21 protein-coding genes and 2 pseudogenes are annotated in these 20,861 nt (G+C 69.7%); 7 read left to right on the top strand and 16 right to left on the bottom strand.

The window, feature by feature from the left end:
- The 7 genes from CSEG_RS17270 to CSEG_RS17295 all read right to left on the bottom strand — a co-directional run bounded on the left by CSEG_RS17270 (position 1) and on the right by CSEG_RS17295 (position 6,008).
- The gene (locus tag CSEG_RS17270; protein WP_013080518.1) at positions 1 to 1,395 is read right to left on the bottom strand and encodes an AAA family ATPase; all 1,395 of its coding nucleotides are present in this window, start codon (positions 1,393 to 1,395) and stop codon (positions 1 to 3) included.
- Positions 1,395 to 2,084, bottom strand: coding sequence for a CpaD family pilus assembly lipoprotein (locus tag CSEG_RS17275; protein WP_013080519.1), 690 nt, complete (start codon positions 2,082 to 2,084; stop codon positions 1,395 to 1,397). Before CSEG_RS17275 ends, CSEG_RS17270 begins: the two co-directional genes overlap by 1 nt.
- A 7-nt stretch (positions 2,085 to 2,091) precedes the next feature.
- Positions 2,092 to 3,786: a type II and III secretion system protein family protein gene (locus CSEG_RS17280; RefSeq protein ID WP_013080520.1), complete on the bottom strand. Its 1,695-nt coding sequence runs from the start codon at positions 3,784 to 3,786 to the stop codon at positions 2,092 to 2,094.
- Entirely contained in the window at positions 3,783 to 4,664 is an 882-nt protein-coding gene (gene cpaB / locus CSEG_RS17285) for a Flp pilus assembly protein CpaB (RefSeq protein ID WP_013080521.1), read from the bottom strand. The genes CSEG_RS17280 and cpaB overlap by 4 nt, the downstream gene beginning before the upstream one ends.
- A gap of 174 nt (positions 4,665 to 4,838) precedes the next feature.
- Positions 4,839 to 5,351, bottom strand: coding sequence for an A24 family peptidase (locus CSEG_RS17290; RefSeq protein WP_013080522.1), 513 nt, complete (start codon positions 5,349 to 5,351; stop codon positions 4,839 to 4,841).
- A gap of 130 nt (positions 5,352 to 5,481) precedes the next feature.
- Positions 5,482 to 5,652: a Flp family type IVb pilin gene (locus CSEG_RS22335; protein ID WP_013080523.1), complete on the bottom strand. Its 171-nt coding sequence runs from the start codon at positions 5,650 to 5,652 to the stop codon at positions 5,482 to 5,484.
- Between the two features lie 176 nt (positions 5,653 to 5,828).
- Positions 5,829 to 6,008: a Flp family type IVb pilin gene (locus CSEG_RS17295; protein ID WP_013080524.1), complete on the bottom strand. Its 180-nt coding sequence runs from the start codon at positions 6,006 to 6,008 to the stop codon at positions 5,829 to 5,831.
- A gap of 315 nt (positions 6,009 to 6,323) precedes the next feature.
- Between CSEG_RS17295 and CSEG_RS17300 the strand changes: the two genes are divergently transcribed.
- The 3 genes from CSEG_RS17300 to CSEG_RS17310 all read left to right on the top strand — a co-directional run bounded on the left by CSEG_RS17300 (position 6,324) and on the right by CSEG_RS17310 (position 7,912).
- Positions 6,324 to 6,722 carry a pilus assembly protein N-terminal domain-containing protein gene (locus tag CSEG_RS17300; RefSeq protein ID WP_013080525.1) on the top strand — a complete coding sequence of 133 codons (399 nt, stop codon included), beginning with the start codon at positions 6,324 to 6,326 and terminating at the stop codon, positions 6,720 to 6,722.
- Between the two features lie 84 nt (positions 6,723 to 6,806).
- On the top strand, positions 6,807 to 7,358 hold the full coding sequence (locus CSEG_RS17305; RefSeq protein ID WP_013080526.1) for a TadE/TadG family type IV pilus assembly protein: 552 nt from the start codon (positions 6,807 to 6,809) through the stop codon (positions 7,356 to 7,358).
- Entirely contained in the window at positions 7,355 to 7,912 is a 558-nt protein-coding gene (locus tag CSEG_RS17310) for a TadE/TadG family type IV pilus assembly protein (protein ID WP_013080527.1), read from the top strand. Before CSEG_RS17305 ends, CSEG_RS17310 begins: the two co-directional genes overlap by 4 nt.
- Before the next feature lie 4 nt (positions 7,913 to 7,916).
- Here CSEG_RS17310 and CSEG_RS17315 read toward each other — a convergent pair whose 3' ends face one another.
- The 5 genes and pseudogenes from CSEG_RS17315 to CSEG_RS17335 form a co-directional block, all read right to left on the bottom strand.
- Positions 7,917 to 8,702 (bottom strand): aminotransferase class IV, encoded by a 786-nt coding sequence (locus CSEG_RS17315; protein ID WP_013080528.1) that lies wholly within the window; start codon positions 8,700 to 8,702, stop codon positions 7,917 to 7,919.
- On the bottom strand, positions 8,699 to 10,039 hold the full coding sequence (gene pabB / locus CSEG_RS17320) for an aminodeoxychorismate synthase, component I (RefSeq protein ID WP_013080529.1): 1,341 nt from the start codon (positions 10,037 to 10,039) through the stop codon (positions 8,699 to 8,701). Before pabB ends, CSEG_RS17315 begins: the two co-directional genes overlap by 4 nt.
- Before the next feature lie 135 nt (positions 10,040 to 10,174).
- On the bottom strand, positions 10,175 to 11,629 hold the full coding sequence (locus CSEG_RS17325; protein WP_013080530.1) for an MFS transporter: 1,455 nt from the start codon (positions 11,627 to 11,629) through the stop codon (positions 10,175 to 10,177).
- An 81-nt stretch (positions 11,630 to 11,710) separates the two neighbouring features.
- A complete protein-coding gene (locus tag CSEG_RS17330) occupies positions 11,711 to 12,484 on the bottom strand; it encodes a tyrosine-protein phosphatase (protein WP_013080531.1) in 774 nt (257 codons plus the stop codon).
- A gap of 6 nt (positions 12,485 to 12,490) precedes the next feature.
- Positions 12,491 to 13,634 (bottom strand): annotated as a pseudogene (locus tag CSEG_RS17335) (acyltransferase family protein).
- A 115-nt stretch (positions 13,635 to 13,749) separates the two neighbouring features.
- On the opposite strand from CSEG_RS17335, the gene ygiD reads away from it, so the two are divergent.
- Positions 13,750 to 14,532 carry a 4,5-DOPA-extradiol-dioxygenase gene (gene ygiD / locus CSEG_RS17340; protein WP_013080532.1) on the top strand — a complete coding sequence of 261 codons (783 nt, stop codon included), beginning with the start codon at positions 13,750 to 13,752 and terminating at the stop codon, positions 14,530 to 14,532.
- A gap of 74 nt (positions 14,533 to 14,606) precedes the next feature.
- On the opposite strand, the gene CSEG_RS17345 is transcribed toward ygiD, so the two are convergent.
- Complete coding sequence (locus CSEG_RS17345; RefSeq protein ID WP_013080533.1) at positions 14,607 to 15,344, bottom strand: DJ-1/PfpI family protein; 738 nt, start codon at positions 15,342 to 15,344, stop codon at positions 14,607 to 14,609.
- Between the two features lie 96 nt (positions 15,345 to 15,440).
- Here CSEG_RS17345 and CSEG_RS17350 point away from each other — a divergent pair.
- Together CSEG_RS17350 and CSEG_RS17355 are read left to right on the top strand one after the other, a co-directional pair.
- Positions 15,441 to 16,384: pseudogene (locus CSEG_RS17350) on the top strand (GlxA family transcriptional regulator).
- 64 nt (positions 16,385 to 16,448) lie between these two features.
- Positions 16,449 to 17,120 (top strand): ATP-dependent Clp protease proteolytic subunit, encoded by a 672-nt coding sequence (locus tag CSEG_RS17355; protein ID WP_244264910.1) that lies wholly within the window; start codon positions 16,449 to 16,451, stop codon positions 17,118 to 17,120.
- On the opposite strand, the gene CSEG_RS22695 is transcribed toward CSEG_RS17355, so the two are convergent.
- A complete protein-coding gene (locus CSEG_RS22695; protein ID WP_013080535.1) occupies positions 17,121 to 17,285 on the bottom strand; it encodes a hypothetical protein in 165 nt (54 codons plus the stop codon). It abuts the gene before it with no gap.
- Between the two features lie 263 nt (positions 17,286 to 17,548).
- On the opposite strand from CSEG_RS22695, the gene CSEG_RS17360 reads away from it, so the two are divergent.
- On the top strand, positions 17,549 to 18,349 hold the full coding sequence (locus CSEG_RS17360; RefSeq protein ID WP_013080536.1) for an SDR family oxidoreductase: 801 nt from the start codon (positions 17,549 to 17,551) through the stop codon (positions 18,347 to 18,349).
- Here the strand turns inward: CSEG_RS17360 and CSEG_RS17365 are convergent.
- The gene (locus CSEG_RS17365; protein ID WP_013080537.1) at positions 18,309 to 19,463 is read right to left on the bottom strand and encodes a cell wall hydrolase; all 1,155 of its coding nucleotides are present in this window, start codon (positions 19,461 to 19,463) and stop codon (positions 18,309 to 18,311) included. The two genes, CSEG_RS17360 and CSEG_RS17365, sit on opposite strands and share 41 nt — an antisense overlap.
- A 407-nt stretch (positions 19,464 to 19,870) precedes the next feature.
- Positions 19,871 to 20,842, bottom strand: a complete 972-nt coding sequence (locus tag CSEG_RS17370; protein WP_106907327.1) for an HAAS signaling domain-containing protein — start codon at positions 20,840 to 20,842, stop codon at positions 19,871 to 19,873.
- Positions 20,843 to 20,861 lie beyond the last annotated feature (19 nt).

The raw sequence follows: 20,861 nt of genomic DNA on the forward strand, positions 1-20,861 counted from the left end.
TCAGCTCTTCTTGAACAGCGCCGACAGCAGCGAGGCTTTTGGCGGGCTCGGCGGCTCGCGGCGGCTGATCAGCCGCGCCAGCTGCTCGATCCCCTCGGCGGCCTTGGAGCGCGGCGCGATCTCGGCCAGCATCTGGCCGTTGTTGGCCGCCAGGCCGTAGGGCTTGGGATCGAAGAGCAGCACCAGCGAGGGCTCAACGCCCAGGGCCTCGCCGAAGTCCTTGACCGGGATCTCCGGCCGGCCGGGCACGCCGACTTGGTTCAAGACGAGGCGCGGCGGGGCGTCGTTGGGACGGGCCGCGCGCACCAGGTCGATGATGTTCTTGGCGTTGCGCAGGGACGCCAGATCGGGCGTGGCCACCACCACCAGCTCGTCCGAGCCCAGCAGCACACGGCGGGTCCAGGCGCTCCAGATGTGCGGCAGGTCCAGCACCACATAGGGCGCAGCGGCACGGATGCGGTGGGTGACCTCGTCAAACGCGTCGGCGCCGATCTCGTAGTCGTCGTCCAAGGTCGCGGGCGCGGCGAACAGCGACAGGCGGTCGCCGCAGCGGACCATCATCCGGTCCATCAGCACCGGGTCCAGCCGGTCGGGCTGGCTGAGGGCGTCGAACACCCCCTGCACGGGGTCCTGGTTGAAATCGAGGCCGGCGGTGCCGAAGGCCAGATCGAGGTCCGCCAGCACGGTCGCCGTCTGCAGGCGCTCGGACATCGTCCAGGCGAAGTTGTGCGCCAGCGTCGAGGCGCCGACCCCGCCCTTGGCCCCGACGAACGCCACCTGGCGGCCGACGAACGGCGCGGAAGGGTCGGCGTAGAGGTCGGCGATCGCGCGGATCACCGACAGGGCCGACAGCGGCGGCGTCAGGTACTCGCTGACGCCGCGCCGCATCAGCTCGCGATAGAGGGCGATGTCGTTGGCCTGGCCGATCACCACGACCTTGGTCCCCGCGTCACAGACCTCCGCCAGGGCGTCCAGGTGGTGCAGCAGGCGCTGGGCGTCATCCAGGCTTTCGACCATCACCAGGGAGGGGGTCGGCTGATCCTGATAGAGGTCAACGGCCGCGGCGAGGCCGCCCATCCGGACGACCGTGGTCGCCCGCGCCATGCGCCGATCCTTGGCGGCCTGTTCCAGAACGGCGGCGGTCTCGGTCCGGGCGCAGAAGGCGTGGAGGGTGACGCGCGGGATCACCGCCTCGCTCCCCCGGCTGTCGGGGACCGACGATGGGGCGCTTTCGGCCTGCGCCGGCGCGCGCGGCGCCAGCGGATCCTCGAACCCGCCCAGCGTCGGCTCCAAGGCCGGCGGCGCCGAGGCGCGCCAGGGATCGACCGCGCCGACCGTGAAGCTCTCGGCGTCCTCCAGACCCAGGTTGAAGGGATCGTTGTCGGCCGGCGCCATCAGGGGATCGCCTTGGAGATCGCGCCGCTGGCCTGGTCGTCGCGGGCCGAGCTGGTGATCTCGCCGCGCCGATACTTGCCCATCACCGTGTCGCGGCGACCGGCGTCGGCGGGCGTCATGTCGCGCGGCCGGACCAGGTCCTCGGGGTTGGCCACCTGGGCGGCCATGTTGGCGGCGACGGCGCAGCCGAAGTTCTCATAGGCCTTGTTGTCGCGCGTGGCGGTGAGGCTCTCCCAGGCCTGGCCGCACTTGGGAACTTCGGCCTCGTAGCGGACGAAGCCGACGCGCAGCACGGGCTCGGGCGGGAGGGACGGGTCGGCGCCGACGATGCGGACGTGGGCGGCGGGCGCGCCGAGGAAGATCAGGCGCTCGCGCACCTGGACGGCCATGGCGCCGGCGCCGCTGGGCGCGGTCACGACCAGCTCGCGCCCCTCGGCTTGCAGCCAGCGACCGACCAGGGCCTGCAGCGCCACGCGCTGATTGTCCGACAGGCCGGTGGCGTGGACCATCAGCAGGATCTCGTCAGGCGCCGGGGTCACCTTGACCCGCTCGGCCCAGACCTGGGTCTCGGTCGCCGCCTGGGGCGCGGGCGCGGGGGCCGGCGTCGAGGCGCAGGCGCAGAGGCTGGCCACGGCGGCGAGCCAGAGGCCGGTCTTTAGGACGGTCTTGACGGGGGTGTTGCGCGTCATGGCGGCCCTACTCGATCACATAGCCCACGGGGCCCTGGTACGCGCGCCCCGCATTCGCGCCCGGCGGCGCCTTGACCACCTGGTTCAGCCGACCCAGCAGCACCGTGCTCATGTCCCCGGCCATCCGCAGCCCGTCGGCCGGCGTCTGCAGGTCCCGCGGCTTGGCCGGATCGACAATGTAGGGCGTGACGATGATGACGAGCTCGGTCTCGCCGTTGAGGAAGTCGCGCGAGCGGAACAGCGAGCCCAGGATCGGCATGTTGGTCATGCCCGGCAGGGCGTCGATCGCCTGCTTGGTGGTCTGCTGCAGCAGGCCCGCGATCATGAAAGAGCCGCCCGAGGGCAGCTCGACCGTGGTCTCGGCCCGGCGGACCGACAGGCCGGGGACCGTGAGGGGCGCGCTGGTCGTGGTCGTATTGCCGCTGGTCGTGCTGTTGCTGATCGTGAAGGCGCCCAGGCTGGAAAGCTCCGAGACCTCGGTCGAGATTTTCAGCGAGATCCGGCCGCCCGACATCACCACCGGGGTGTAGCCGAGGCCCACGCCATAGGGCTTGAACTCGATCGCGATCTTGCCGGTCGCGTCGCTGCCGGTGGGGACCGGGAACTCGCCGCCGACCAGGAAATGCCCGGCCTCGCCCGAGACGGCCGTCAGGTTGGGCTCGGCGAGCGTGCGCACCAGGCCCACGCGCTCGAACGCCTGGATCATGCCCTTGGCCTGGTTGACGCCGGTGCTGCCCGCCGTGTCGCTGATGGTGGCGGTGTCGCCGTTACCGACCACGATCTCCCGACCCGTCGTCGGGTCGATGACGCCGGTGTGGTAGACCTTGCCGTGCACCACGGCCAGGCACTTGGCGTCGCCAACGCCGTTCCCGCAGGGAATCTGCAAGGTAGGCTGCTTGGTGGTGTCCAGCTTGTAGCCGCCGGTCACCCCGCCCAGCAGGTTCCCGTTGACGCTGTAGGTCGGCGACAGGCCGAACGAATACTGGCTCTGCCCCAGCTGGCCGAGCACCGCGTTCAGATCCACGCCCAGCTGCTTGATGACGTTGCGGCGCACCTCGACGATGCGGACCTGCAGCATCACCTGGTCCTTGCCCGCGATGCTGAGCATGTTCAGCACCTTGTCCGGGCCGCCGACATACTGGGCGGCGATGCGGGCGGCGGCGTCGGACTGGGCGGGCGAGCGGACGGTCCCGCTCAGCACCACGCTGTCGCGGATCGGCCGGACCTCGATCTTCGCGTCGGGCAGCACCCGGCTCAGGGTGTCGGCCAACTGGTCGACCGGCTGGGAGACCTTGATCGACAGCGACAGGATCCGGCGGCCGGCGTCGTCGAAGAAGGCCGCGTCCGTGACGCCCTCGGCCAGGCCGACGATGTAGACGCGGCGACGGTCGCGCAGCACCGCGTCGGCCACGGTCGGGCTGGTGACCAGCAGATCGCGAACGTCCGCGGGCAGCTCGACGATCGCCGACTTGCCCTTGGCCAGCTCGAGGGTGGCGGCGGTCTGGTCGGCGGTCAGCACGACGCGCGCGACCTGGCCGTTGAGCGAGACCGGCGCGGCGGCGGGCGCCATCGGACGCGGCGTCGCGCGCGGCGCGGCCGGGTAGACGTGTGAGCCGCGCACCGGGCCGTCAGCGAAAACGGGGCTCGCCGTGCTCAGACCCATCAGGGCGGCGAGATGGACGGTCAGCAGGCGGCGGCTCATGGGCGCACCACGACGCTGGAGGTCTGGCCGCCGCGATTGATCCGCACGGCGGCGGGATCCGACGGGCCGGCGAACCCGCCGGAAGGCGCGCCGGCGTCGGTATAGGCGCGCAGGGCCAGGGTGACCGGGCCGCCGGCCTTGGCGGCCGCCAGCGCCTCGGCCTCGGCCGCGCCGACCTCCAGCGTGGCCGAGGTGGCGATCTGGCTTTTGGCGTCCTTGTCGGCGACCGTCTTCTGATCGAGGGCCAGCACGCGGACATTGCGCAGCACGGTCTCGCCGATGATCACGCGGCCTCCCACGCCCCCGGGAAGCGGGGCGTCGCGGGTCGACAGCACGTCGACGCGGTCGCCGGGCAGGATGAAACCGCCGGCCGTGGTGTCGGCCGAGACCGGCACGGCCACGGCGCGCTTGCCGGGCGTCAGGACCACCGAGAGATAGCCGCCCTCGCCGCCGCGCACGATCTTGCGGGCGGTGATCGGCTCGCCGGCCAGGATGGGATCGCGGACGATGGCGCCGTCCAGCGCCTTGGCCGGATCGCCGCCGATCATCTGGCCGGTGACGGCGGCCTTGGCCAGGGCGACCGCGCCCGACGTGGTCTCGCCCTCGGCCGGCGCGGCGCCGTTGGTGATGAAGGCGGCGTTGACGGAGTCGGAGGGCCAAGCCTGCCAGTCGATGTCGGCCTGGGTCAGGCGCGCGCCGATCGCCAGGTCGCGCTTGGCCACCAGCACCTGGGTCATCGGCTTGGCCGGCGCGGCGGCGGGCGCGGCCGCGGCGACGGGCTTGTCCGCCTTAACCCCCAGGGCGCGTTGCAGCACCACGGCCATGCCGATGGCCGACACGGCGGCGATCAGGACGATGAGGAGACGGACGGGGCTCATGCGCGGGCGGAACTCGTGCGGTCACTCAGGAAAACCGGGGCCGCCTCCGGGCGAGCACGCGCGATTCAACACCGGCCTTTCTGGCCGAAGCGCATGGTCGTCCGCTTATGGTTAACGAGGGCTAAAATTCCGGTTAACGACACGCCGCGCCGCATGCGGCGCGCTGTCGCGGCCTCAGCCCAGAACGCCTTGAGCCAAAAGCGCTTTTGGGAAAGCGATCAGAGCGCCCGCGGCGATCGCCACGCCATAGGGCAGGTCCCCGCCCGACTGGCCCAGCCGGCGCACCCAGGCCGGGCCGCCGGCCACCATCGGCGCGACCCAGCCCGAGCGCAGGGCCAAGATCGCGAAGGTCAGCGCGCCGCCCGCCAGGCCGGTGTAGAGCAGGAACGGCAGCACCGCCGGCCAGCCCATCCACAGAGCACAGGCCGCCAAGAGCTTGCCGTCGCCCCCGCCGATCCAGCCGGCCGCGAACATGCCCATGCCCAGCACCAAGGCTCCAAGGCCGACGGCCAGGCAAACTCCGATCTGGGGGAGGCTCACGCCGCTGATCAGGGCGGCCGGAACGAAGGCGGCGATCAGGGCCAGGGAGACCCAGTTGGGGATCGTGTAGCTGGTCAGGTCCTTCAGCGCCCCGACGATGGCCAGGGCCGGAAAGACCATCAGCAGAGAAATCTGGAGAGCCTGCATCGCGTCGCGCGCCTGATTGGGAACCGCCGCATCCTGCGACGCGACCCGTGAAGCAATGGTTTCCCCAAAAGACAAAGAGGCCGCGACGCCCCCACGTCGCGGCCTCTCCACGCCCCGGTCGACCTTGTTGTTATTCGCCGCCGAGGCCCACGCCCGTGACGCGCGCGCCGGGGCTGAAGACCACGCCCAGACCCGTGACGCAGACGGTGGTGATGACCGCGATCACGGCGACGAACAGGCCATACTGGATGCCCGCGACGCCGGACTCGTCCTTGGCGAAGGCCTTGATCAGGTGCGTCATGGCGCGGTCCTAAAGGGTTGATCCGATGACAAGGACCCTAGGCCAAACAGATAAAATCGAGGTTATTCATCGACGTTAATTAGAAGTTACCGCGAAGTTCCTCGAGAATATTCAAGACAAAAAAGAAGGGCCGGAGTGACCCGGCCCTTCTCGTCTTCGAATTCGAAAGTAACGGCTTAGTTGCCAGCCGGCTTTTCGATGGCGTCGCCAGCCTTGCCGAAGGCGGTGCCGAGCTTGGTGCCGAGGGTCGTGACGGCGGTCACGATCACAACGGCGATCAGGGCGACGATCAGGCCGTATTCGATGGCCGTGGCGCCGGATTCATCCTTCAGGAAGCGCGTGACGAACTTGCTCATGACTTGGTCTCCAAAACCAGGGCTTGTGAGTTTGAGGCTTCCAAGTCAGCTCGACTTGCCACCCCTCCGAGAACACGACCAACTTCTCGGCAGGCGCTTAATTGGTAGTAAATTGGAAATGGTTTATTTCATATTTAGCTAAGTTTATTCGAATTTACTATTATCAAGACTTAACCATAAATCGAAATCGCGACACAAAGTGCTGATTCAGCTGGAGTTTTGCGCGATCATCGATAGCGCCCACGGCGCCCCTTAGGCCTTTATTGACCAATAGGTCCGATCCTGAAGGGCGTCGGCATCAGCCCAAGGCCCTCCATGCGTCGTTTTTCGTTCACCCTCGCCGCCCTCCTGGTCGCCTGGAACGTCGACGCCGCGGCCCAATCGCGCCCCGCCGCCCTGCCGCTGGCGACCGGCCAAGCGATCTCGTTGTCTCTGGGCGGCGCCATGCGCGACGTGGTGGTGGGCGATCCCGAGGTCGCCGACGTCAGCATCGTCAACGAGCGCACGCTGGTCGTTCTGGGCAAGCGCCCGGGCGTCACCAATCTGCTGGTCTTCGGCGCCGGCGGCCGCGCCCTGACCGATCGCCAGCTGATCGTCTCCGAAGCCGGCGGCGCGGCGGTGACCGTCTATCGAGGCGTCACCACCAGCAACTATGCCTGCCCGCGCGAGTGCGCTCGCCTGGCCCCTCCCGCCGCAGGCGCCTCGCCGCCCTGAGGGCTAAAAACCTCGTGCGCTTCTAACCAGTGATTAGGACCGTTCGACCTAGGCTCGCGGTTCGTTCACGAGGCGCCGCTCCGCATGGCCCATCGCTTCATCCTCGATCGCGCGCGGCTGCGTCTCGCGCGCGCCGCGGCCCGCTTCGCGCGGGCCGAGCGCGGCGCGACGGCCGTGGAGTTCGCCCTCGTGTCGATCCCGTTCCTGCTGCTGGTCATGGCGATGATCGAGCTGGGCCTGGTGTTCCTGGTCTCGCTGAGCCTGGAGAACGCCATCATCGACGCCGGCCGCACGATCCGGACCGGCGAGGCCCAGGGCGCGAAGGTCACGGCGACCGCGTTCAAGACCAGCGTCTGCAACCGGATGAGCTGGCTCGGCGACCGTTGCGCCGACGCCCTCTCGCTCGACGTGCGAACCTTTACCGACTTCGCGGGCGTCAGCGCCTCGGCGGCCAACGCCACGGCGCCGAACCCGACCGCCTGGGATCCCGGCCAGCCCGGCTCGATCGTGCTGGTGCGGGGCTACTACACCTGGCCGCTGGTCACGCCCCTGATGAACACCGGCCTGCAGAGCGCGGACGGCAAGCGCACGATCTACGCGGCGACCGCCTTCATGAACGAGCCCTACGAGCAATGAGCGCGCGCGGCCCCGTCTTGCCGCGCTTCTGGCGCGACCGGCGCGGCGCCTCGGCCGTGGAGTTCGCCCTGATCGCGCCGGTGCTGATCGTCATGTATTGCGGCATGGCCGAGTTCACCCAGGCGATGATGGCCCAGCGCCGGCTGACCAACATCACCTCCTCGATCGGCGACCTGACCGCCCAGGCCTCCCAGACCGGGCCGGCGCGAACGACGGACATCTTCACGATCGGCGCGATCATCATGTCCCCCTTCCCGACGGGAGGACTGAAGATGTGCCTGGCCAGCGTGGTCTCGGACGCGAACGGCAAGGCGACGGTGGCCTGGTCTCAGGCCTCGGCGGCGGGCATGGCCGAGTGCCCGACCAAGGGCGCGGTTCTCACCGACGTTCCGCTCGCCGTGCTGCCGGCCAACAAGAGCGTGATCCTCTCGCGCACCGCCTATGTCTACAGCTCGCCGATCCAGTTCATGCTGCCTCGGCCGCTGACCTTCACCCGCACGCTCTACCTGCGCCCGCGCCGGGTGGACGCGGTGCTGTGGTCGATCGCGAGCTAGACCCCTAGGCCGGCAGCGCCGCGCGCAGGCGCTCGACCAGCGGATGAGGCTCGAACGCCCGCTCGCCCAGCCGCGAGACGGGACGCAGGCCGATCAAACTGTTCGTCAGGAACACGGCCTCGACGCCGTCCAGAGCCTCGGGCCCCACGGCGACCTCCTCGACGGCCTGCGCCGCCAGCAACCGCGCCCGGGTGATCCCCGGCAGGACGCCGCAGTGGAGCGCCGGCGTGAACAGCCGCCCATCCGCGACCCAGAAAAGGTTGGCCGCGGCGCCGCAGACCAGTTCGCCGCGATTGTTCAGCATCAAGGCCTCGTCGGCCCCGGCGGCGACGGCCTCGGCGCGCGCCAGGACGCTGTCGACATAGGCCAGGGTCTTCAGGCGCGAGGCCGGCGAGCCCTCGTTGCGACGGACGGTCGAGAGCACGGCCCGCGCCGGCGTCGTCACCGGAGCGACGGGCGCCGCGCGGGCGAAGAGACGCGGCGCCTGGTCGGCCGGCCGATCCAGGCCGCGGCCGCCCGAGCCGCCGGTCAGGGTCAGGCGCAGCGCCACCCGGCCCGTCGCCGGGATCATGCGGCGGCACAGCCCCTCGGCCTCGGCCCGGTCGAACGGCAGGCCCAACACCGCGCAGCCGCCGGCCATGCGATCGAGGTGGGCGTCCAGGTGACGGACCTCGCCATCGAGGGCCAGCAAGGTCTCGAACAGCCCCTCGCCCAGCAGCAGGCCCCTGTCGTCAAAGGGAATGGCGTCGTGGGGGATGGCGTCGTGGGGGATGGCGTTGGGGGCGATCATCCAAGGCTCTCTGTCAGCGCACGCCGAATGGCGGCGATCTTGGCCTCGGCCTCCAGCCGCTCGGCGCGCGGGTCGCTGTCGGCGACGATCCCCGCGCCGGCGCGCGCCTCGACCCGCCAGCCGTCGCCATCCTCGACCAAGGCGACGGTGCGGATCAACACGCTGGAGTCGAGTGCGCCATCATGCCCCACCCAGAATAGGGAGCCACAGTAGGGGCCGCGCGGTGTTTCCAGCCCCGCGATGACCTTCATGGCCTGAACCTTGGGCGCGCCGGTGATCGAACCGGGCGGAAAGCTGGCCCGCAGCAGGTCGGCGACCCCGCGCCCCTGCGCCAGCCGCGCGGTGACCGTCGAGACCAGGTGATGGACGTTGGCGAAGCTCTCGATCCGGAAGAGGTCCTGCGCGCGGACGCTGCCCGGCGGACTGACGCGCGCGAGATCGTTGCGCATCAGGTCGACGATCATCAGGTTCTCGGCCCGGTCCTTCTCGCTGGCCAGGAGCTCGGCGGCCAGGGCGAGGTCGCGGGCCGGATCGCGGTCGCGCGGCCGCGTGCCCTTGATCGGCTTGGTCTCGATCGCGCCGTCGGACTGGACCTTCAGGAATCGCTCCGGCGAGTTGGAGACCACCGCCCGCCCCGGCAGGCGCAGATAGGCCGAGAACGGCGCTGGGCTCTGGCCCCGCAGGCGCATGAAGAGATCGAAAGGGTCGGCGTCCGGCGAAAGGCGGCCAGTCCAGGCGCGGGCGATGTTGGCCTGGAAGATCTCGCCGGACAGGATGCGCTCGACCACCTCGGCGACGGCGGCTTCGTAGGTCGCCGGATCGTCGGCGGCGAGATCAGGGCAGAGCGGGCCGTCGGGCTGCGCGCGCGGGGCCGCCGGCGCGTCCAGCCAGGCCAGGGCCGCGCGGGCCCGGGCGTCCGCCTCGCCCTCGCTCGCCCCGCGTCCGATCGCCAGCACCTGGCGCGCATGGTGATCGAAGGCCAGCAGGGCCGGATAGCGCGCGCAGACGAGGTCGGGCCAGTCGGAGCGTTGAAGGCCCAGCGCCTCAACCCGATCGCCAAGCTCATAGGCGGCCAGGCCCACGACCCCGCCCTGGAACGGCGGCCCCTCGGGGTCGGTCAGCTGGCGCGGGCCCAGCAGGTCCGCCAGCGCCGCAAAGGGATCGGTCTTGTCGGCGGCGGTCAGGCTGAGGGTCTGGTCCGGCGCGCGCAGCAGATACGACCAGCGCCCGCCCTGGCCGCCCGACATCATCGCACAGGCGTACGGCTCGTCCCGGAAGGGCGCCAGGGCCCAGACCGGTTCACGCCAGGGGGCGGTGAGGATGGCGACGCGGCGCATGGGGGCCGGAGTATCAAAATCCTCTCCCCAGCGGGAGAGGTGTCGCCAAAGGCGACGGAGAGGGAAGAGGCAGGGCCGGCGGAACTTCCCCCTCCGGTCCTTCAGACCACCTCCCCCGCTGGGGGGAGGATTAAGCTACCCTTCCCGTCCCCCGCCCTTCACCGTCGACAGCCCGACCAGCCCCACCAGCATCAGCGCCGCGATCGGGATGAAGCCGGCCACCTGGTTGTTGGCCAGCTTGGTCGCCAGAGCCACCAGCAGCGAGCCCAGCCAAACCGTCGCCGTGCCCGACAGCGAGAACAGGCCGAAGAAGGCGGCCATGCGGTCGGGCGGCGCCAGGCGCACCAGCAGGGTGCGGCTGGAGGCGTATTGGGCGGTGACGAACACCGCGATCATCAGGCTGCAACCCAGATAGACGAGCTCGGGCAGGGTCTGGAACAGCGGGCCGCCCCAGACGGGCGGATGGGCCCCCGCCGGCCAGGGCCAGAGGTACAGGATCTTCTCGCGGTTGGTGCCGATCATGCCCAGCAGCATCAAGACGCAACCGATGATCTCGACCTGGACAGCGCGGCGCGGTCCCAGTGTCCGGTCCAGCACCGGCGCGATCAGGCCGCCCAGCACGCCGAACACCGACAGCGAGATGCCGTAGGCCAGCATCTCCAGCTCGCCCCAGCCCATCAGTCCGGCCGCGAACAGGCCGCCGAAGATGATCATGGCGGTCATGCCGTCGCAGTAGAACATCCGCGCCCCCAGGAACTTGGCGACCTCGGCATGACCCTTGAGGTTGCTGAAGGTGTCGAGGATCAGCCGCACGCCCTCCTTCAGCGAGGCGAGCATCGAGACGCCGGTGCGGGCCGCGTCGCGGGTCCACAGAAAGAACGGGATCGCGCCCAGCAGCATCACCGCCGCCGACAGGGGCCCCGCCAGGCGGCTGGGCTCGTTGTCGGCCTGGCTGAGGCCGAACAGCGGCGTGGCGGGCACGAACGACCAAGGGACCTGGCCCGGCAGCACGAAGGCCCACATCACGAAGATCAGCAGGCTGACCGACAGGCCGTTGGCGAGCGCATAGCCCAGCCCGGACAGCACCGGCTCCTGGCCAGGCTGCGCGGCCCGCGACAGCAGCGAGTTGTTGAGCACGTCGCCCAGGTTATAGGCCACGCCCAGGGTGATCAGGGCCGCGCCGATCAGGGCGACCGACGGACCGCCGGGCTTGGCGAACCACAGGGCCAGCAGGATCGGCAGCATGATCGCCAGGATCATGGCCATGAACGGCTTGCGCGGCCCGTAGCGCTCGATCGAGGCGCCCAGCAACGGCGCCGTCAGGGCGGTGATGATCCCGTAGACGGTGGAGATGTCGGCGACGACCGCCTGGCCCCTGACCGGATCACCGACCAGCACCCGAGAGAAATAGGGCGCGAACACATAGATGGTGACCAGGATGACATAGGGGTCGCGGCTGCCCTGGTGCAGGATCCAGCTGAGCGCCCCGCGCGAGAGCCGTTTTCGCGGCGCCGGAACCAGGACGTCCTCGGCCCCCGCTTGACCCAGGACCTCGCTGACGCCCGGAGGCGTCCCCGCCAGCTCGCTCATGCCGCACCCTAATGTCACCGGCCCTCTGACGGGACCATGCGACGAGGCTGGACCTTAAACGAGCGTTTGTCACCTTACGGATTAGAGCAGGATATGCGCCCGCACCCGCTCGCGGACGTCGTTATCCAGGCCCACCACCCGCTCCAGATAACCGTCCAGCGAGCCGCACTCGTCCTTGATCACCGCGAAGGCGGCGGCGAGATAGCGGCCCTCGACACCCATGGCCGCGCGCATGGCCGCTTCGTCGGGGCGGCGGCCGGTCAGCTCCGCGATGTGATCCATGAAGATCCGGCCGCGACGGTCGAAGCGGGTGGGGTCGTTGGTCAGCAGGTAGTCGTCGATGACGTCGTCGTCGGCCACGCCGGCGATGTGATGGGTCAGCGCCGCCAGCACGCCGGTCCGGTCCTTGCCCGCCGCGCAGTGGATCAGCGCGGGGCCCTCGCCCTCGGCCAGCGCCAGGAAGAAGCGGCGGAAGAGGTCGATGTGCCGCTCCTTGAACGGCAGGCGGCGATAGTACTCGTCCATGTAGTCGTGGACGGCGTCCTCGGTGAGATCCGTGCTCGTGATGAACTCGAGCCAGGGGTCGGTCCCGGTGACGCCCAGGTCGTTGTCGATCACCCGGGCCGCGAAGCCCTTCCAGCGCCGCGAGGGCGAACGCTCCCGCTCGTTGGGCCGGCGCAGATCGACCAGGGTGACGACGCCCAGGGACGCCAGGATCTCGAGGTCCTCGTCGGTGGCCTCGGCCTGATGGGCGGCGCGGAACAGCACGCCCTTCTTCAGGCGGCCCGCCCCCGCGGCGTAGTCGCCGAAATCGCGGAAGTTCTCGACGCCTTGCAGGGGGATGTGGCGGGTCATGACGACTTACTTTCTGAGCAGCGGCTGCAGCCGGTCCTGGATCGGCTGGTCGATATAGGTGTGGGAACAGCCAGGCCGCGGCGTAGGCCAGCGGGAAGCCGGCCAGCCACATCAGCCACTGCCAGCCGATGCCGATCGGCACGGTGTCGATCAGCTTGTGAATGGCGCTCCAGTAGATGACGCCAACGAAGATGTGGGTGATGAACAGCGCGAAGGACAGCTTGGCGCCCTCCTCGATCCAGGCTTGCGGGCGCTTCACGGGCAGGCGGCCGGCGCCCAGCACGATCATGGCGATGGCCAGCAGCGACGGCGCATCGAACATCCATTCGTCCGGCAGGGCGTAGCGGTCCAGCGGCTGGGTGACGACCAGCAGGGCGACGCCGCCCCACAGCAGGGCCCTGGCCGCGCCCTCGGAGGGCCAGCGCATGTCGACCGCCCGCGCCAGACAGACGCCCAGGATAAACAGCGGCAGGGCTCGGACGACCCCGAACTGGAACTGCAGGTCGGCCAGGGCGTGGTGGAACACCAGCTCGGCCAGCACCTCGAAGGCGGCCAGCAACGCCAGGCCGAACAGCGGCAGCAGCCAGACATGGCGGACCTTGCTGGCCGTCCGCCAGAACAGCGGGAACAGGGCGTAGCAGACGATCAGCGCCGACAGCGACCAGCTGGGCAGGTTCCAGCCGTCGCTGGGAAAGCCCCAGGCGTGGATCAGCAGGGCCTGGGTCGGCAGTTGGTCCCAGGCGAAGCGGCTGGGCTTGTGGGCGTCGGTGCCGAAGCTGTTGAGGATCAGCACTAGCACCGCCAACATCGCCAGCACCGCCAGGTGCCCCGGCCAGACCCGCGCCGCGCGGCGGACCCAGAAGCGCGGCGTGCTGATGTGGCCCTTCAGCACCGAACCGCCATAGGCGCGGCCCAGCACATAGCCCGACAGCATCAGGAAGAAGTCGGTGGCCAGGAAGCCGCGCGAGAACACCTGGGCGAACCGCTCGATCCGCATCGGGCTCTCGGCACCGTAGTGGTAGACCACGATCAGCAGCGAGGCGAGGAAGCGCAGGAAGTCCAACGCGCCGCCGCGCACGGCCTCCTTGCCGGCGGGCGAAGGCGCGGTTTCCGGCGAGGCCGAGGCGGAGGGGGTAAGCGGCGCGGTCACGGCTCGCGCATACCAAAGCCGCTCGCGCCGGGAAAGGCCGCCGTAAGGGCGCCGAGTTGCGACGAGGCCGCGCGGCGCTTATCTGTAACTCATCTTGTTTCCAATGAGCTCCGCCATGTCCCGCACCCCCGTCCTCTTCCTCGGCCACGGCTCGCCGATGAACGCCATCGAGGACAACGCCTGGAGCCGTGACTGGGCGCGCCTGGGCCGCGAGCTGCCTCGGCCCAAGGCGATCCTGATGATCAGCGCCCACTGGGAGACGCGCGGCGCCTCGGCCGTCAGCGCCGCGAGCGCGCCCGAGACGATTCACGACTTCGGCGGCTTCCCCCAGGCGCTGTTCGACGTGCGCTATCCCGCGCCCGGCGATCCGGCCCTGGCCGCGCGGGTGGCGGAGCGGCTCTCGCCTGATCCCGTAGTCCAGCATCCGACGCGCGGTCTCGACCACGGCGCCTGGGGCGTGCTGAGGCCGATGTATCCGGACGCCGACATTCCCGTGGTCCAGCTCAGCCTCGATCGCGCCCGCCCGGACCGCTGGCACTACGAGGCGGGCCGACGCCTGGCCCCGCTGCGCGACGAGGGCGTGATGATCCTGGGCAGCGGCGACATCGTCCACAATCTGCGGGCCATCGACTTCCGGCGGCCCGAGACCCTGCCCTGGGCCGAGCGCTTCAACGAGACCGCCAAGGCCTTGATCCTGGCCGGCGACCACGATCCGCTGATCGATTGGCGCAGCCTCGGCCCCGACGCCGAGGCCTCGATCAACAGCGCCGAGCACTACCTGCCACTGCTCTACGTGCTGGGCGCGGCGGGCAAGGACGAGCCCGTCAGCTTCTTCAACGACGACGTCTTCGCGGCGATCTCGATGACGGGGGTGAAGGTGGGTGAGGGGGGTCAGTAAGCGCCCCCTCCGTCACGCGGCTGCGCCGCGCGCCACCTCCCCCGTTGCACGGGTGAGGAGGAAGTCGCCCATCCTCACCCGCCCGCGGGGGAGGTGGATCGCCGCTCGCGGCGAGACGGAGGGGGCGCTGCCTCACATCGCCGCGCCGCCTGTTTCGCCGCCTCGATCCGCGCGTCCATCGCCTTGCCATAGAGCGCGGCGATCCGCTCCAGCACCTGGGCCGGCGCCGTCTCGGGACGGCCGGCGTCGAACGGCGGGGCCGGCGCGTACTCGACGGCCAGCTGAATACCTTGCGCCATCTCGTCGCCCGCCAGCTCGGCGATCAGGGTCAGGGCGAAGTCGATGCCCGCAGTCACGCCGCCGCCGGTGATGTAGCGCCCGTCGCGCGCCACCCGCGCCGGATCGGGGATCGCGCCGAACAGGGCCAGCTGATCGCGCCAGGCCCAGTGGCAGGCCGCGCGCTTGCCCTTCAGGAGCCCCGCCGCCCCCAGCACCAGCGAGCCGGTGCAGACCGAGCAGACATAGCGCGCGCCGTCCGCCAGCCGGCGGATTTCGGCGATGAAGTCGGGGTCGCCCATCGCCTCGGTTGTCCCGAAGCCGCCGGGCACGATCAGCACGTCACAGGCCTCGATGTCCGACAGCTTCGGCAGATGCGCGAAGACCAGGCCGTCGGCCTCGATCTCGCCGCCCGCCAGGCTGGCGACCGTGACCTTGGCGCCCGGCAGCCGGCATAGCACCTGGTGCGGGCCGGTGAAGTCGAGATGGGTCACGCCAGGAAACAGGGCGATGACTATGGAGAGGGGCTGGCTCATGCGGTGGTCTCCGTCACGATTGACGTGGAGAACATGGTTCGATTAGCCTCTGGCGGAAATGACATAGTTCCCACGGTTTCAGCCAAGGCGCTCCCCATGCCCCGCGCGATCGGCTTTCTGGTCTATCCAGGCTTCCAGCTGCTGGACGCCACCGGCCCGATCGCGGCCTTCGAGATCGCGGCGCGGTTCTCGCCAGGGGCCTACAGCCTGCACTTTCTGTCGCTACGGGGCGAGCCCACGCCCAGCTCCTCGGGCCTGATCATCCAGACCCAGGCCTTGAAGGACGCCCCGCCGCTCGACACGCTGGTCGTTTCGGGCGGCGCGACGGGGTCAGGGTCCCGGCGACCTGCCCCGAGACCCAGGAATTCGTCCGCAAGGCCGGGCGCGAGGCGCGCCGCGTCGCCTCGGTCTGTTCGGGGAGCTATGTCCTGGCCGAGGCGGGCCTGTTGGACGGCAAGCGCGCGACGACCCACTGGAGCCGGACCAAGGACTTCCAGCGCCGCTATCCGAACGTGCGACTGGAGCCCGACCGCATCTGGATCCAGGACGGCAAGGTGTGGAGCTCGGCGGGCATCACCGCGGGCATCGACCTGTCGCTGGCCCTGATCGGCGCGGACCTCGGCGAGGCCATCGCCCGCCGCACGGCCCAGCAGCTGGTGGTCTATCACCACCGCCCCGGCGGTCAGTCGCAGCACTCGGCGCTGATCGACCTGCGCCCCGGCCGCTTCGACGCCCTGCTGTCGTGGGCGCGGCAGAACCTGGCCGAGCCGCTCAGCGTCGAGCAGTTGGCCGACCGCGCGGCCATGAGCCCCCGCAACTTCGCCCGCCTGTTCGCCCAGGAGACCGGCGTCACCCCGGCCAAGGCCATCGAGCGCCTGCGCGTCGAGGCCGCCCGCGCCCTGCTCGACAGCGGTCCGCTGCAGGTCGAGGACGTGGCGCTGGAGACGGGCTTTGGCGATCCCGAACGCATGCGTCGGGCCTTCCTCCGCGCCTTCGGCCAGCCGCCGCAGGCGCTACGACGATCGGCGAGGGCGGGGTGAGTTTCGAGGGGAGATTTAAATGAGGCTCTTGTTGGCGCTCGCGGCCTTGATCCTGTCAGGCGCTATGAGCCTGGCCCAGGCCGGGACCTGCGAGCAGCGCTCGCCGACGGTGTTCGTCATCATGGGCGAGATAGATACGGCCTTGGCGGATTGCGTGACCGCCAAGCACGCGCCGACGACCCGCGAACTCATCATCGACAGCCCTGGCGGCAAGGTGGGGCCCGCCATGGATATCGCTGACCGCCTTTCGACTTCGACAGACCTGACGATCCGCATCACGGGACAGTGCGTATCGAGCTGCGCGAATTACATCCTGCCGATGGCGCGCCGAATGATCGCGGCGCCGAACGCGATTATCGCGCTCCACGGCGGGGTTGATCCCGCCCAGGTCGCAAAGGCCCCACCGGCGAAAGCCGAAGCCCTGCGCAGCCTCTCCGACAAGCAAAGACGCTTCGCGACGCGCCATGGCGTCCCGCCAGGGTGGCTGCTCTACCGGACGGCCGAAGCGCCCGCGCGCACGGATGGCTTGGATGGTCGGTATCGGTGGCCGCCCGCGAACGCGACCCTATACCTTGTCGAAGCTCCGATGCTGAAATCCTGCCTGCCTTGGCTCGATATCGGCGACTATCAGGCCGAGCTCGAAGCCAACCGCCTGCTCGCCAAGGGCATCGAACGGCTCAAGCGAGACGGGCTGGTCGCCACGGGCTCGATCGTCTGCAACGGCGCAACTTGGTAGTCAGTCCGTGCAGTGAACCTCGTCGTCGTCTTCCATCGCCTCCTGGACGCGGTGGGCGATCGCCGTAGCGCCGGCGTCGTCGGCGGCGATGTCGCCCTGGTCCTTGCGGTCGGCCGAAGCCTTGGCCAGGGCGTCCTCGGTCTCGTCTTCGGTGGGTTGGGTCATCGGGATCTCCTGTGAACTCAGGAGTCTAAGGCCCGGCGCGCGGGACTGTTCCGAACGAATCAGGCCGCCGCGGGGTTCGCCGGCAGGAACGGCGAAACCGCCGCCATGGCCCGCTCGACATAGGCCTCCTTTCGCCGGCCGGCGCGACGTAGCGGACGGCCACCACGCCGGTCTAGGCGCGCCGCAGCCCGGGCTCTGGGCTTGACCCGTCGCGTCCGCGGGCATCTGATCAGCGATAACAAAGATACGGGAGGGACGACATCATGGCCGCGAACGGTCGCAAGAGCATCTTTATCACCGGGGCGGCCAGCGGCATCGGCCTGGCCTGCGCCAAGCGTTTCGCGGCCGAGGGCTGGTTCGTGGGCCTGTCGGATATCGATCAGACGGGGCTGAAGGCCGCCCTCCTGGCGATCGGCGCGAGCAACGGCTCGATCCATCCGCTGGACGTGCGGGATCGGCAAGCTTGGGAGAACGCGCTGGGCGAGTTCGGGCGCGAGACCGGCGGCAAGGCCGACGTGCTGCTGAACAACGCCGGCGTCGCGCGCTTCGGCGTGTTGGAGGACATGTCCGACGCCGATTGCGACATCCAGATCGACGTCAACATCAAGGGCGTGATCAACGGCGCGCGGACCGGTCTGCCGCTGCTGAAGGCCGTGGGCGGGCGGCTGATCAACATCGCCTCATGCGCGGGACTCTATGGCGCGCCCAAGCTGGCGGTCTATTCGGCGACCAAGTTCGCGGTGCGCGGCCTCTCGGAAGCCCTCGACGTCGAATACGCCCGTCACGGCGTCAGCGTCGCCTGCGTCATGCCATGGTTCATCGAGACGCCGATCCTGAACGCCGGGGCGTCAGGCACGAACGAGCACATGAGCGACGCCCTGCGCGCCGGGGGCCTGGAGGTCTATCCCGTCGAGGACGCCGCCCAGGTCGTCTGGGAGGCCGCGCAGGGCAAGGCCCTGCACTACTTCGTGGGCAAGCGGGCCAAGCAGATGCGCTTCGCTTCCAGCCATATGCCCGGCGTCGTCAGGAAGCAGCTCCGCTCCCGGCCCCTACTGTCGACTTGAGGCCGTCCAGCGGCGCGCGGTCGGCCGAGATCGCGATCGGCTTGGGTCCGACGGCCTTGTCGGCGGCCGGAACCAACGCCTTCACGGCGGCGGCGATCGGGGCCGAGGCCGGCTCCGGCGCCGGGCCGATCGGACCACCCTGTCCGCCCGGAACCGAGGCCTGCTCGAGGCGGCCCAGCGCGCTGGCGGCGTAAGCCACCGGCGGCTTCCCGTCGGCGGTCAGGCTGGCGATCTCCGACGGCGCGATGTCCTCGACCGTGGGCACGCGGGCCGACGACGCGCCGTGGCGTCCGAAGCGATAGAAGATGTGCATCCCCACCTGCGCCACGCGCATCAGGCGCGGCCCCCAGATGGGCGAGACGTTGATGGTGTGGAAGTGGGTGGCCGAACCGACCTGGTTGGACATGTCGCCCGCCAGGGTGCGCGCGGCCATCTTGCGGGCCCGGTTCCAGGCGCTCACGTCGCGGGCGCGACGCATCGAGCCGTCGCAGGCGAAGCTGAACTGGCAGCCCGTGCGGTTGTAGGCGCCCTGGAACACGACACCGCAAACCGACTTCGGGAAGGCCGGGTGGCGCACGCGGTTCATCACCACCTGCGCGACGGCCGCCTGGCCGCTCGGCGTCTCGCCGCGGGCCTCGTAGTAGATGGCGTCGGCCAGACACTCGAGCTCGCGCGAGCTTTCCAGGGCGTTGCCGAGTTGGAACGGGCCGGCGGCGCCGGGCGTCAAGGAGCCGAAGCTGGCCCGCAGCATCAGCGGACCGGTGCGGCCGCTTTGGCCGGGCATCAGGGTCCCACCGGCGCCTTCGAGACGCGCGGCCAATTGGGCCGACTGACGGTTACGCTGGTCTAGAGCTGCGAAAAGAAAAGGATCATGACGCTTGGCCACGGCGAGAGCGCCGGGGTCCATACGCGTAGCCGCGCTGACCATGGCGGCGTCCGAAAAGCTTCCGGAGGCGCCATCGGCCAAGCGGGCGACGCGGGCGTGGGTGGTGGCGGTCTGCGCCAGGCCACCCATCAGGTAAACGCCGCCCAGAGCCAGACCCGTGATGGATCCGACCAATACGGCGCCGACCAGCCCGCGCGCGTCCGCGCGCGTCTGCGACTTGATATACAAAACTCGTGTCCTGCGCGGCGAGGGCCTCCGGCCCCCCGACAAAAACCGCTTCGAGATCCCCGGAAAAGCACTGTCGGGGAGGCCTTCGAAGCGGGGGATTGGCCGTATCACGACGTGGCCAAGATCCCGCTGTTAGCGGCTTATGAACGATTGGTGACCGACTCGCAAGCGCTCGGGCCCCGCCCAAGGCCCCGTTGCGCGGTCGCGTCGCAGGGTCAAATCGTTAATCCGTTGAATCCGCGTGAAAAGCTGGACAGGAGCAATCGGCGATTTTTTTCGCCGTCAAAACCCTTGCGCCGCCTGATTTCCACTCAGGGTGGCGCTGACCGACCACCCTCGCCCGGCGCATCCCTGGCGGAAAAAAGGTTAATACGGAACCTTAAGCTGAGCTTTCCGGAGGGCGCCTTTCAGCGCCCTCGCGAGAGGCGCCAACCATGGACCGCGACCTTGGTCAGGTTGATGGCGGCGGCGACCCAGAGCGTGATTTCGAAGGTCAGGTCCAGGGTTCGCTGCAGGTTGGCGAGCCCTGCTTCAGAGGCGGCGGGCGCCAGGACCGTGACCAGGGGCTGGGCGGACCACAACGCCCAGACCAGGGCGACGCCGCCCACCGCGCCGACGATCTCGGCGAGATTGCGAGCAACCGTCCAGCCCGGCTTGACCACCAGGAACAGGGACGAGATCACCTGCACGATCGCGAGCGCCAGGATCGGCCAATAGAGCTGCCGGAACACCGGGGAAACCTGCAGGAACGCCTCGCCTCCGCGCGTCTTGATCACATTGGCCACGGGGAACGTGACGACCCCCGTCCACCAGCCGATGAACAGCAGCATCACCACCAACTCGAACAGCCCGTCGAAGCGGCTCTTCACGAACCACTCTCGACTGTCGGAGACACGGGGCAGCTCGCTGACCTTCCAGCGCCGGAACCCCTCGGTCTTGATCCAGCCGCGCTCGATGGCGGCGGCGATCAGGGTGGCGGCGCCAACGAGGCTGAGCGCCGTGGGGATGAAGTCCTGGATCGTTCGGAACACCAGGCGCGCGTCGCCATGGGCCGTGAGCACAGCGATCCCGGCCGGGATCGTCGCGGCCAGGGCGGCGATGGCCAGCAGGACCTTCACCCCGAACAGCCAGAACGGATAGATCTCGGCCCCGACCAGCGCCCGCGCGGGGCCATAGCGGCCGGCCACCGCGATCGGATGGCCGATCTCGCGCAGCAGATCCTCCATCTCGCGCTTGTCGAGCGGGCGGCCGCGCTGGGCCTCGGCGTCCTCGACGCGGTTGAGGATCAGGTCGCGCAGCTCGGCGACGATGTCCTGGCGTTGGGCCTTGGGCAGCAGGGCGGCGACGGCGCCCAGGTAACGATCAACCAGATCGCTCATGTCATAGGGTCCTTCGGTG

The sequence above is a fragment of the Caulobacter segnis ATCC 21756 genome, assembly GCF_000092285.1.
GTDB lineage: Bacteria > Pseudomonadota > Alphaproteobacteria > Caulobacterales > Caulobacteraceae > Caulobacter > Caulobacter segnis.

Bases quoted from the DNA above. Each gene is read 5' to 3' on its own strand.
- CSEG_RS17270 (WP_013080518.1), bottom strand. From the start codon at position 1,395: ATGGCGCCGGCCGACAACGATCCCTTCAACCTGGGTCTGGAGGACGCC.
- CSEG_RS17275 (WP_013080519.1), bottom strand. From the start codon at position 2,084: ATGACGCGCAACACCCCCGTCAAGACCGTCCTAAAGACCGGCCTCTGG.
- CSEG_RS17280 (WP_013080520.1), bottom strand. From the start codon at position 3,786: ATGAGCCGCCGCCTGCTGACCGTCCATCTCGCCGCCCTGATGGGTCTG.
- cpaB (WP_013080521.1), bottom strand. From the start codon at position 4,664: ATGAGCCCCGTCCGTCTCCTCATCGTCCTGATCGCCGCCGTGTCGGCC.
- CSEG_RS17290 (WP_013080522.1), bottom strand. From the start codon at position 5,351: ATGCAGGCTCTCCAGATTTCTCTGCTGATGGTCTTTCCGGCCCTGGCC.
- CSEG_RS22335 (WP_013080523.1), bottom strand. From the start codon at position 5,652: ATGACGCACCTGATCAAGGCCTTCGCCAAGGACGAGTCCGGCGTCGCG.
- CSEG_RS17295 (WP_013080524.1), bottom strand. From the start codon at position 6,008: ATGAGCAAGTTCGTCACGCGCTTCCTGAAGGATGAATCCGGCGCCACG.
- CSEG_RS17300 (WP_013080525.1), top strand. From the start codon at position 6,324: ATGCGTCGTTTTTCGTTCACCCTCGCCGCCCTCCTGGTCGCCTGGAAC.
- CSEG_RS17305 (WP_013080526.1), top strand. From the start codon at position 6,807: ATGGCCCATCGCTTCATCCTCGATCGCGCGCGGCTGCGTCTCGCGCGC.
- CSEG_RS17310 (WP_013080527.1), top strand. From the start codon at position 7,355: ATGAGCGCGCGCGGCCCCGTCTTGCCGCGCTTCTGGCGCGACCGGCGC.
- CSEG_RS17315 (WP_013080528.1), bottom strand. From the start codon at position 8,702: ATGATCGCCCCCAACGCCATCCCCCACGACGCCATCCCCCACGACGCC.
- pabB (WP_013080529.1), bottom strand. From the start codon at position 10,039: ATGCGCCGCGTCGCCATCCTCACCGCCCCCTGGCGTGAACCGGTCTGG.
- CSEG_RS17325 (WP_013080530.1), bottom strand. From the start codon at position 11,629: ATGAGCGAGCTGGCGGGGACGCCTCCGGGCGTCAGCGAGGTCCTGGGT.
- CSEG_RS17330 (WP_013080531.1), bottom strand. From the start codon at position 12,484: ATGACCCGCCACATCCCCCTGCAAGGCGTCGAGAACTTCCGCGATTTC.
- ygiD (WP_013080532.1), top strand. From the start codon at position 13,750: ATGTCCCGCACCCCCGTCCTCTTCCTCGGCCACGGCTCGCCGATGAAC.
- CSEG_RS17345 (WP_013080533.1), bottom strand. From the start codon at position 15,344: ATGAGCCAGCCCCTCTCCATAGTCATCGCCCTGTTTCCTGGCGTGACC.
- CSEG_RS17355 (WP_244264910.1), top strand. From the start codon at position 16,449: ATGAGCCTGGCCCAGGCCGGGACCTGCGAGCAGCGCTCGCCGACGGTG.
- CSEG_RS22695 (WP_013080535.1), bottom strand. From the start codon at position 17,285: ATGACCCAACCCACCGAAGACGAGACCGAGGACGCCCTGGCCAAGGCT.
- CSEG_RS17360 (WP_013080536.1), top strand. From the start codon at position 17,549: ATGGCCGCGAACGGTCGCAAGAGCATCTTTATCACCGGGGCGGCCAGC.
- CSEG_RS17370 (WP_106907327.1), bottom strand. From the start codon at position 20,842: ATGAGCGATCTGGTTGATCGTTACCTGGGCGCCGTCGCCGCCCTGCTG.